Origin of the sequence: Pseudidiomarina sp., from assembly GCF_048267825.1 — a bacterium.
GTDB lineage: Bacteria > Pseudomonadota > Gammaproteobacteria > Enterobacterales > Alteromonadaceae > Pseudidiomarina.
In genome coordinates this window covers 163,356-174,073 of the sequence record NZ_JBLWWR010000003.1, presented here as the reverse complement: position 1 = coordinate 174,073, position 10,718 = coordinate 163,356, and the positions used below count along the sequence as shown (strand labels likewise).

Sequence of the window (10,718 nt, the reverse complement as noted above, 5' to 3'; positions counted from 1 at the left end):
GCAACAATATCCGTCGTCATTGATGGGTTCAATTGCACTGATTCGCCAGACCTTATCTGATGCGAATTGGTACGAGCAAGCGTATGGCAAAGATACGTATAACGGCCCTGTGGAATACAATGCTGCGCTGGCTGAGCTGGGCGACATTGAGCAAACAGGTTTAGTGTTTAAAGTGACTGATGACCGTTCTTTATTGCGCGCAAGCGACGTGCTTTCGAATTTCAATGTGCCGGTTACCTTTTTGGGGTCTGGCTATGAATACGCGCGTTTAGATGCAATTAAAAACACCAAGTCGTCAATTATTCTCCCATTAGATTTTCCAGCAGCGCCAGAAGTAAATGGTGTGGATGATCATCTCGACGTTAGTCTTGCTGATTTACGTCACTGGGAACGTGCGCCAGGGAATGCCGCAGCGTTAGCCCAAGCTGACATCGACTTTTCATTTACCTTGCATCAGTTGAAAAAGGCTGATGATTTTTGGCCGAACCTACGTCGGGCAGTGCAACACGGGTTGAACGAAGACAAAGCACTTGCTGCGTTAACAACAGTACCGGCAAGCATTGCAGGTGTTGCCGATAAAGCTGGCAAGTTAGTACCTGGTTATATGGCAGACTTTGTTATCGCAAAAGGCGATTTGTTTACCAATGGCACCATCAAATCAGTGTGGTTACAGGGCAAGCAAGTTGAGCTAGAGCCGATGCATCAAGCTGATTTCGGTGGCACGCTTACAGTTACAGTTGCCAATCAACAAGCTGAACTTGTACTCAAAGACGGCAAAAAAGTATCGGGTGAATTTAACGGTACCAAAATCCGTGGTGCGAACCGCAGTGAAGCAACGTTAGATTTTGTGGTTGACGCTGATTTTGCTGGTTTGGAAGGTGCTTGGCGCATGCGTATTGAGCAAGCATCGGCGGATGGTTATACCGGTGTCGCAATTGCGCCTGATGGCCGCGAGCTGCCACTGACAGCTCAGCGTACAGAAGCTGCGAGTGAGCAGTCTGAGGAAGCAAAAGCGAAAGAAGAGTATGTCAGCCGTTTAACGTTCCCGAACGTTGCTTATGGCTTGGATGGCTTGCCTGAGCGCCAAAATGTGCACATTAAAAATGCAACAGTATGGACCGCAGACGACGCGGGTGTTCTTGAAAACGCAGACGTGCTGATTCGCGATGGTGAGTTCTATAAAGTGGGGCAAGACCTGCGCACGCCATCAGGTTATACGGTGATTGATGGAACGGGTAAACATGTAACACCGGGAATCATTGATGAGCATTCTCACATTGCTATCGAAGGCGGTGTAAATGAGGGTTCAGAAGCGATTACCTCAGAGGTACGTATCGGTGATGTGGTGAATCCAGATGATATCCATGTATACCGTTCACTTGCTGGTGGCACAACCATGGCACAGTTGTTACATGGCTCGGCCAACCCTGTTGGTGGCCAGGCTCAGGTAATTAAACTGCGTTGGGGTGGTGATGCGAACACCATGAAATTTGATGCGGCACCGCCAAGCATTAAATTTGCGTTGGGTGAAAACGTAAAACAAAGCAATTGGGGCACGACATTTACGGTACGCTATCCGCAAACTCGTATGGGTGTTGAAGCTGTAATGCGTGATGGTTTTACCGCAGCACGCGAATACAAGCAGCGGATGGACGCTTATAACAAGCTCAGCCGCAGTGAGAAAGCTAAAACAGCGGCGCCACGCCGTGATTATCGATTAACCACATTGTTGGAAATTATTGAGCGTCAGCGCTTTGTGCATGCACATTCGTATGTGCAATCTGAAATTCTCATGTTAATTCGTTTAGCTGAAGAGTTTAACTTCACACTAACCACGTTTACGCACATTTTAGAAGGCTACAAAGTTGCTTCGGAAATGGCCAAACATGGTGCCGGCGCATCGACGTTTGCTGATTGGTGGGCGTTTAAATTCGAGGTTTACGATGCGATTCCACAAAATGCCTGCTTAATGGCTGAAAAAGGTGTGTTGACCAGTATTAACTCGGACAGTAACGATTTACAGCGTCGCTTAAACACTGAAGCGGCAAAGTCAGTCACTTACTGTGGTATGTCAGAGCACGAAGCGTTGAAGATGATTACCTTGAATCCAGCGAAGCAACTGAAAGTTGATGAGTACGTTGGTAGCATCAAAGAAGGTAAGCATGCTGACTTCGTAATCTGGAACGGACACCCTTTGAGTGCTTACTCGTCGGTTGAGCAAACATGGATCAATGCGCGTAAATACTTTGATCGTGAGCGTGACATGCAGTTGCGTGGGCAATTGCAAACTGAGAAGCAACAGTTGATTCAGAAGCTCCTGAGCAGCCCAGAAATCGCTCGCAATGGTAACGGTGACGGTTATAAGAAACCGCAACCAACATGGCATTGTGAAGACAACCATGACGTTTGGAGCGACCAATTTACTGTTCATGCTCACGCACATGAAGGAGAGCAGCTATGAAAAAGTTACTAACAGCCGTTGTTGCTGCCAGCCTAAGTGCAGCAGTCGTTGCGAACGACATGGTACCAGGCAAGGCACAAGAACAGCCGATATTGCTGCAGGGCGGCACTTTGCACACAGTAACGAACGGTGTAATGCAAGATACCGATTTGTTATTTGAAAACGGTAAAATCACGGCCATTGGCGCCAATTTGTCGGTACCCGAAAACGCTCGCGTTATCGATGTAAGTGGCAAACAAGTTTATCCGGGCTTAGTCGCTCTGGATACAACGCTTGGCTTGATTGAACTTGGTGCTGTACGTGCAACAAACGATACCAGCGAAGTTGGACAAATCACGCCAGAGGTGAGTGGGCATACGGCCTATAACCCAGACTCTGAGGTTATCCCAACCATTCGGTACAATGGGATTACCCATGCCGAAGTTGTGCCGCAAAATAATTTAATTGCGGGCCGTTCAAGCTTGCTGCAAACCGACGGTTGGACCTACGAAGATGCTGCCGAAGCGCTTAATGTTGGTGTGCATGTCAACTGGCCACGCGTTGGTTTGAACACTTCATGGTGGGAACGACGCTCACCAGAAGAGCAACGTAAAGAAAACGCTGAGAATCTAAGCAAACTTAAAGCAGCTTTCACAGATGCCAAGGCTTATTTCGATGCGAAACAAGCGAACAAGCTAAACGGTACTGATGTGCGTTGGGAAGCCATGACCGGTTTATTTGACGGTTCAAGCAAGCTATTCGTTCATGCCAACGACAAGCGTCAAATGGACGCTGCCATGGAGTTTGCAAGTGAATGGGGCTTTGATCTTGTGCTTGTTGGCGCACGCGATGCGTGGCGTATTGCAGATAAACTTGCTGCTAATGACGTTACCGTTGTTTATGGCGAACCCTATGGTTTACCAACCCGCCATGATGAAGCGTATGATCAAGCGTATTCAACGCCAGCTGCACTCGCTGCTGCAGGCGTCGATTTTTCAATCGCTTACTCAACGGGCTGGTGGGATATCCGAAACCTAGCTTTTGCAGCTGGTAACGCTGTCGCTTTTGGTCTTGATAAAGATCAGGCGCTGGCGGCTATTACAATCAAGCCTGCGGAAGTTATGGGTGTCGCTGATAAAATTGGCTCGCTTGATGTTGGTAAAAACGCATCGCTATTTGTTTCGCAAGGCGATGTAATGGACCAATTAGGGCAAGACGTGCAGATGATGTTCATTGATGGCGCTGAAGTTGACCTTAACAATCGTCATAATCAGCTGTATCAGAAGTATCGTCAAAAACCTGAATAAAGTACCGATGTAATCAGTCTTTATTGAAAGCCAGACAAATAGTCTGGCTTTTTTTTGTGTTTTCGCAAAAGTCACAAAAGTAACTATTGTGTTAATGCTCAGCAATTGGCAGTATTTGAGGGTAACGAATCAACGAGGGAATTTGCTATGCCACTACACCGCCAGTTTGCCAACGACGGCAAAGAGCTCATTATCGCTATAAAAGGGAAATTTGATTTTGGGCTAGTACAGGAGTTTCGACAGGCATACGGTAACGTAGGCGATCAACAACCAACGGTTTTTATTGACCTGCGTGAAACTGAGTACTTAGATAGTTCCGCACTCGGTATGTTGTTGAATATGAGAAAATCATTGGGTAAGTCGGTTAAAGGAATTCACATTATTAACTGTCGGCCTGAAGTAAGAAGTATTTTAGATATTTCCCGTTTCGATAAGCTATTTGTGATTGAATAAATACTATGGATACGTTCGTTGAACCGTCACCGTCAATAGCATCGCTATGTGTTGTTGGCGACGGTTCGGTATTTGCACAAGCAGTAGCAAGTAAACTTGACCAGCATAGTGAGCTTGAGGTGTCCTGGTACGCGCCGGAAACCTTTTTAGGATTGGCCGAGTTGCCGCAGCACCCCGTGTTGCTGCTTATCGATGGTGAAGCTGATTGTAGCGCTACTGTCGGGGCGTTGTTGCGCCGCAGCTACCCTATAGCGCTGCTGGTTAGCAACACAGCGGGTTTGCTTGCTAAGTATGCTGGCCAAGTGACAGATGTATTGTTGTGGCCGGCTCCTTTGGAACTATTAAGCACGCGTATTAATATTCTACGGCGCCTGCAAGACTCGCATGCGCAACTTGATGCCATGAAACATTCGCTCGAGTGGCATAAAGCCCGGGTAGAACGTGAACATCAATTGGTCGAGCATATTTTCCAGAATGCGTTGAGCCGTAACTACCTCGACTTCAAACACGTGCATACCTATTTAACCCCAGTCTCAAAGTTTAATGGTGATCTCTGCCTCATATCGCCGGGGCCGTTGGGCAATATTTATATGCTTATGGCAGATTTTACTGGGCATGGCCTAGCGCCAGCAACGGGAGCGTTACCGCTTTCTCAGGCATTTTTTGCGATGGCCGATCGCGGTGTTTCAGTTGCCGAAATGGTGACCGAATTCAATTTTCGGATGAACCGTTTGTTGCCAAACGACATGTTTTGCGCGGCGTTCTTGCTCGAACTTTCAGCCAATGGTGAACGCGTTACTTATTGGAATGGCGGCATGCCACCGGCATTGTTGTTTGATCAGCAGGGAATCATTTTAAAACGTCTTCCGCCCGCTCACATGGCGCTGGGAGTTATTGATGACGATGAATTTGATAGCCGTGTGGGAACCTTCCGAGCGCCACCAAACAGCTCAATCGCGCTATTCACCGACGGTGTTACTGAATTACTGGGCCATCAACAGAAGTTTTTAGGTTCGGATGCATTAGAAGTACTGCTGAGTAAGTATCCCCGCACTGAAGATTTTTCAAGATTGGTTGAAGAGCTTGAGCACTTTAGGGGCGAAACGCCACTGCATGATGATCTCTCGTTGGCTATTCTAACGTGTTTACCTACGGGGCTCGGCGAAGCTGCGCCGGAGCCGGATCAGTTCGGACTTCCGTTTAGTTTGGATGTGCTGCTGAAGCCTGAACACTTGAGTACAATTGACCCCGTAGGTCATATTCTTTCAGCATTAAGTCAATTGCCATACTTACGCCGTCATCGAACTACAATTTATTTGTTTTTAGCAGAAGCATTTAACAACGCCTTGGAACACGGTTTATTAGGCTTAGACTCAGCGTTAAAGCACGATCCTGAAGGGTTTGCTGAATATTATCAGTTACGCCAGGAACGTCTGCTCGAGCTCACTGAAGGCGAAATACGGATACGCGTCGGCTTTGAAACCACGAAAAAACAGTTGTCAGTTCAAGTATCGGATAGCGGAGCCGGTGTCGCGCTCAGGAACGATAATCACGATTTAACCCAAAGCTATGGCCGCGGACTCGAATTATTACGCCAAATGACAACCGATCTACACTGGGATCAAGCGACGCGGACGGTTTCATTTAAATACTCGTTTTAACCACCCGCGAATTTCGCCTTGAAACCACGTTGCTCTAGCCATTGCTTTGCTTTGTTACGTTGGTCACCTTGCAACTCAATGGTTCCGTCTTTTACAGCCCCCCCGACACCACAAGTTTTTCTAAGTGCAGAAGCATATTCAGCGAGTAAATCAGGGTTATCAGGCAAGTCAAAAATTACCGTAACCCCTTTTCCTTTGCGGCCTTTGGTTTGCCGTTGAATACGAACAGGCTGCGACGTGTCGAGTGGAGTTTCTGATTGTTCGACGGTTGCTTGGTCATGCTTTTCGGGTGCGTTAAATCCCAGATTTTTCAATTGTTCGTGTAGGCTGCTCACAATTACCTCAAATTCAACTTGGAATAAATAGGGTAGGTGTTATATATTTTTGGCATAAGTAATCAATGTTGGATAATTCAATGAAGTTGCAACAGCTGCGTTATATTGTCGAAGTATTAAATCATAATCTCAATGTTTCGGCGACCGCTGATAGTTTATATACATCCCAACCGGGGATTAGTAAACAGGTGCGCATGCTGGAAGACGAACTGGGTGTGCAAATCTTCGAACGCAGCGGCAAGCATCTTACCAAGGTCACGTTGGCTGGTCAGGAAGTTATTACCATTGCGCGCCAAATTCTCTCCCAGGTGGAAGCAATTCGTTCGGTGGCGGGCGAGTATACGCAGCCTGACCAAGGTAAATTAAACATTGCGACAACACACACGCAAGCGCGCTATGCATTACCAACCATGATCAAAGATTTTATGCAGCGCTACCCAAGCGTTACTTTGCATATGCATCAAGGGTCACCGGAACAAATCAGTGAAGCTGCAGCAAAAGGTAAAGCTGACTTCGCAATTGCAACCGAAGCGCTGCACTTGTATCAAGATCTGATTATGCTGCCGTGTTATCACTGGAATCGTTCTATTATTGCTCCACCAGACCATCCGTTAGGGAAGCTTGATAAAGTTCGTATTACTGATTTAGGGCAATACCCGATAGTTACCTATGTACACGGATTTACGGGCCGTTCAGAGTTGGACAGAGCTTTCAACGAAGCAGGTATTAAACCCAATGTGGTATTCACAGCAACAGATGCTGATGTGATAAAAACCTATGTGCGTATGGGATTGGGCGTCGGGGTTGTCGCGAGTATGGCGATTGATTCAAGTTTTGATGCCGACCTAAAAACCATTCCTGCCGAGCATTTGTTTGCGCCAAGCACGACTAAAATAGGCTTTCGCAAAGGCACGTTTTTAAGAAGTTATATGTATGATTTTCTTGAAGGGTTTGCGCCGCACCTGACACGGTCTCGCGTTGATGACGCGATAGCGAAGAAGTCACAAGAAGAAATAGATCGATTATTTAAGGGCATTGAACTGCCCACCCTATAACAGATGGGCAGTGCGAACACCGCTAACATTCAATAATGTTTACCGCGAGACCGCCACGAGCAGTTTCTTTGTACTTGGTTTTCATATCGTTGCCGGTATCCCACATCGTTTTGATAACTTTATCGAGCGATACCTTATGATCACCACTACCGCGTAAGGCTAAACGCGCCGCGTTGATGGCTTTAATCGATCCCATTGCGTTGCGTTCAATACATGGAACTTGAACGAGGCCGCCAACCGGGTCGCAGGTTAAGCCCAAATTATGCTCCATACCTATCTCAGCCGCGCTCTCAACCGAGCTTACATTACCGCCCATTAGCTCAGCCAAAGCACCCGCAGCCATTGAACAGGCAACGCCCACTTCACCTTGACAACCAACCTCGGCGCCTGAAATAGAAGCATTTTTCTTGTACAAAATGGCAATCGCCGCAGAGGTAAGTAAAAAGCGAACAATGGTTTCTTCATCAAGTGGCGCGATAAACTTATCGGCATACTTCATGACCGCAGGAATGATACCAGCAGCACCGTTCGTTGGTGCGGTAACCACACGGCCACCCGCAGCATTCTCTTCGTTTACGGCGAGTGCAAATAAATCAACCCAATCCATTGCTTGCATCGGGTCAGAAGTTCGTTCATTTTTAAGCCGTTGATAGAGCCCCGGTGCGCGGCGACGAACTTTTAGGCCGCCAGGTAAAATACCCTCGGTACGAATGCCGCAATCGATGCAGTCATCCATGGTTTTCCAGATATGCATGAGTCCTTTGCGAATGTCCGCTTCACTGCGAAACACTTTCTCATTTGCCAGCATGAGCGAGCTGACACGCATACCGTGCTCATTGCAATGTTTGAGTAGCTCGTCACAACTGTCAAACGGGTAGGGGATGGGCTTGCTCGACTGCTCAATTGCTTCTTCAAGCGTTTCGTCAAAGTCCGCATCGCGAACAATGAACCCACCACCAATTGAATAATAGAGGTCTTTGTAAATAACCTCATCGCCTTGGTAGAGTCTTAATTCCATGGCATTCGCATGGCGCGGCATCGTTTTACGCCGATGGAACACAATGGCCCCTTCGCGCGGGAAATTTACTTCGTGCTGACCTAGCAGGTTCAGCTTTTGGCTTTCATACGTGCTTTTTAAGAAGTCATCGACAGTTGTCGTGTCAACGGTTTCAGGTAATTCGCCAGCCAAGCCTAAAATGACGGCTTTGCCAGTACCATGCCCTTTACCGGTTTGACCAAGCGAGCCAAAGAGTTCAATAACAATACCGTCTGCGTTGCTTAAACCTACAGCTTTATCTGCCGCTTGCAGAAACTCGTAAGCGGCACGCATCGGGCCCACTGTATGTGAACTTGAAGGACCAATTCCAACTTTATAGATATCAAAAACACTGATCATAAAATTTCTTCGTTTCCATTAGTCATTTAAAGGACGATAGAGTAATTGCCTTTCAGGATACACGTGATCAGCCAGTTCACGCAAAATTCCTGCAGTGGCACCCCAAATATTTCGCTGCTGATATGGGATAAAGTATACCTGATCGTAAACAAAGCGCCGCAGTCGGTAAACATAATGTTTGTGTTGGTGCAGAACTTCGCGCAACGGTACCGTGAATATTTCAGCCACTTCACGCTGTTCGCGCACAAAAGGCGCGCGCGGGTTAATCAGAACAACGTAGGGGCGAATTAAAAAATTACTGATAACTGGATAATCTTGCAGCTGTCCGACCAATTGGATGTCGTTCGGATTTAAGCCAATCTCTTCATGGGCCTCGCGCACTGCAGTGTCATACAAATCACGGTCATGAGGCTCTTGCCGACCGCCGGGGAAACTGATTTGGCCAGCATGGTGTCGCAACTGAGCGCTGCGCTGCGTTAGTACCACATGCAACTCGTTGTCGCGTTCTAGTAGCGCAATCAGCACCGCAGCAGGGCGTAGCCGCTTCATCAGTGGACGCTTAACCAATGGCGCTGGATGCAGCTGAAATCGGTGTAGAAACTCATCACGCGTCATGGCTAGCTTCACCGAATTCAGGGTCTGCCAAAACAGGTAATATACGAGCCACTTTATCGCGAGTTTCTTGCAGCTCTGCGGCGCATTCAGAATCAGCCACTAAACCGCCACCAGCCCAACAGTGGATGGTGCCATGTTGGCTATCGTCCTGGCTGGCTACGAGCGTGCGAATGGCAATATTAGTGTCGGCATTACCATGCTTGGAAAAATAACCAAAACTGCCGCAATAGTAGCTACGACGATGCGGCTCCAGCTCGTCGATAATTTCCATCGCCCTAATTTTTGGGGCGCCCGTAATTGATCCACCTGGGAAGCACTCAGCAAGTAATGCTATGCCTTGCTTTGCCGAGTTGAGTTGACCCACTACGGTGCTGACTAAGTGATGCACCGCTGGGTATGATTCAATTGCAAACAGTTTGGGTACTTGAACCGATCCCGGTAGACAGAGCCGACTTAGGTCGTTGCGCAGTAAGTCAACGATCATGACATTTTCAGCACGGTCCTTGCTCGAGTTTTGTAATGCGTCGGCTAGGGCTGTGTCCTCTTGCGCATCGTCTGCGCGGGGGCGCGTGCCTTTAATCGGCTTGGTTTCTACCTTGCCAGATGCATCAATGGCCAAAAAGCGTTCCGGTGATAAAGAAAGAAGAGCACCGCGTTGAAGATTGAAATAGGCTGAAAATGGCGCGTTGTTATGCTCGCGTAAACGCTGATAGGCTTGCCAGGTACTTCCTTCAAACAGTGCGCTAAACCGTTGCGCTAAGTTTACTTGGTAGCAATCCCCCGCCAGCAAATAGCTTTGAATGCGACTGAACTTATCGGCGTAATCAACCGCAGTCATATTACTTTGCCACGGGGTTAATAATTTAAAGGTGGGCGATTTTGGGCGTTGTGCTGTGGGCAGTTGCCAAAAATCACGCAGTGCCGAGAGCTTCTGCTCAGGTGCAAGCAGCCACGTTTCACCGGTGCGCCGATTCTGCATTAATGCTTGAGTGTAAACACCTACGGCAATTTCCGGTAGTTGAATATCGTGTGCTGCAATATTGGGCAATTTTTCCAGCGCTCGCCCTGCATCGTAGCTCCATGCTCCCGCAATGCCGCCCTGAAATGGTAAATGCTTCGGGCCTTTGTAATCCGGCACTGAAGCTATCGCTTGTTCAAGCTGCTGTGGCCAGTTTTCAGCACGAGTTACTGTGAGTAGCGGTTGGCGGAAAATGAAATCCCACTTGGCAGCTGCACTATTGCAACTATCAAGCAGCAGCGCCCATGGTTCATTAGCACAACGCTCAAAAAGCTCAGCTAAGGGTGCTGAAATAGGTAATTTAACCGCAACTAAAGGCACAATAAATCTCCCCTGTGTATCTGTGTGTCAGCATATCATAAAGTACCTTTTTAAGGCGCGCAGGAAACTGGTCAGCGCGACCACAAAACGCTATCATAGCGTCAACTTAACGTTACC

At 47.8% G+C, this 10,718-nt stretch carries 9 protein-coding genes; 5 read left to right on the top strand and 4 right to left on the bottom strand.

Features of this window, described 5'->3' with window-relative positions:
• From ACN0UN_RS04945 to ACN0UN_RS04930, 4 genes are all read left to right on the top strand, one after another.
• Positions 1 to 2,461 (top strand): amidohydrolase family protein (locus ACN0UN_RS04945; RefSeq protein WP_417658994.1); only part of this gene is annotated, 2,461 nt, incomplete at its 5' end.
• Entirely contained in the window at positions 2,458 to 3,747 is a 1,290-nt protein-coding gene (locus ACN0UN_RS04940) for an amidohydrolase family protein (RefSeq protein ID WP_339877744.1), read from the top strand. The genes ACN0UN_RS04945 and ACN0UN_RS04940, both read left to right, overlap by 4 nt.
• Before the next feature lie 147 nt (positions 3,748 to 3,894).
• Positions 3,895 to 4,200 carry an STAS domain-containing protein gene (locus tag ACN0UN_RS04935; protein WP_128351984.1) on the top strand — a complete coding sequence of 102 codons (306 nt, stop codon included), beginning with the start codon at positions 3,895 to 3,897 and terminating at the stop codon, positions 4,198 to 4,200.
• A 5-nt stretch (positions 4,201 to 4,205) separates the two neighbouring features.
• Positions 4,206 to 5,861 (top strand): ATP-binding SpoIIE family protein phosphatase, encoded by a 1,656-nt coding sequence (locus tag ACN0UN_RS04930; RefSeq protein ID WP_417658993.1) that lies wholly within the window; start codon positions 4,206 to 4,208, stop codon positions 5,859 to 5,861.
• Here ACN0UN_RS04930 and ACN0UN_RS04925 read toward each other — a convergent pair.
• Positions 5,858 to 6,196 (bottom strand): translation initiation factor, encoded by a 339-nt coding sequence (locus ACN0UN_RS04925; protein WP_417658992.1) that lies wholly within the window; start codon positions 6,194 to 6,196, stop codon positions 5,858 to 5,860. The genes ACN0UN_RS04930 and ACN0UN_RS04925 overlap by 4 nt on opposite strands.
• Positions 6,197 to 6,276: 80 nt before the next feature.
• Between ACN0UN_RS04925 and cysB the strand changes: the two genes are divergently transcribed.
• The gene (gene cysB / locus ACN0UN_RS04920; RefSeq protein ID WP_417658991.1) at positions 6,277 to 7,251 is read left to right on the top strand and encodes an HTH-type transcriptional regulator CysB; all 975 of its coding nucleotides are present in this window, start codon (positions 6,277 to 6,279) and stop codon (positions 7,249 to 7,251) included.
• A gap of 22 nt (positions 7,252 to 7,273) precedes the next feature.
• On the opposite strand, the gene ACN0UN_RS04915 is transcribed toward cysB, so the two are convergent.
• The 3 genes from ACN0UN_RS04915 to pabB are packed head-to-tail and all read right to left on the bottom strand — an operon-like array spanning position 7,274 to position 10,601.
• Positions 7,274 to 8,647: an L-serine ammonia-lyase gene (locus ACN0UN_RS04915; RefSeq protein ID WP_417658990.1), complete on the bottom strand. Its 1,374-nt coding sequence runs from the start codon at positions 8,645 to 8,647 to the stop codon at positions 7,274 to 7,276.
• 18 nt (positions 8,648 to 8,665) lie between these two features.
• Entirely contained in the window at positions 8,666 to 9,262 is a 597-nt protein-coding gene (locus ACN0UN_RS04910) for a CoA pyrophosphatase (RefSeq protein WP_417658989.1), read from the bottom strand.
• Complete coding sequence (pabB, locus tag ACN0UN_RS04905; RefSeq protein ID WP_417658988.1) at positions 9,252 to 10,601, bottom strand: aminodeoxychorismate synthase component I; 1,350 nt, start codon at positions 10,599 to 10,601, stop codon at positions 9,252 to 9,254. The genes ACN0UN_RS04910 and pabB overlap by 11 nt, the downstream gene beginning before the upstream one ends.
• Positions 10,602 to 10,718: the final 117 nt, after the last annotated feature.

Coding starts and splice junctions, on each gene's coding strand:
- ACN0UN_RS04935 (WP_128351984.1), top strand. CDS start 3,895: ATGCCACTACACCGCCAGTTTGCCAACGACGGCAAAGAGCTCATTATC.
- ACN0UN_RS04940 (WP_339877744.1), top strand. CDS start 2,458: ATGAAAAAGTTACTAACAGCCGTTGTTGCTGCCAGCCTAAGTGCAGCA.
- ACN0UN_RS04910 (WP_417658989.1), bottom strand. CDS start 9,262: ATGACGCGTGATGAGTTTCTACACCGATTTCAGCTGCATCCAGCGCCA.
- ACN0UN_RS04930 (WP_417658993.1), top strand. CDS start 4,206: ATGGATACGTTCGTTGAACCGTCACCGTCAATAGCATCGCTATGTGTT.
- ACN0UN_RS04915 (WP_417658990.1), bottom strand. CDS start 8,647: ATGATCAGTGTTTTTGATATCTATAAAGTTGGAATTGGTCCTTCAAGT.
- cysB (WP_417658991.1), top strand. CDS start 6,277: ATGAAGTTGCAACAGCTGCGTTATATTGTCGAAGTATTAAATCATAAT.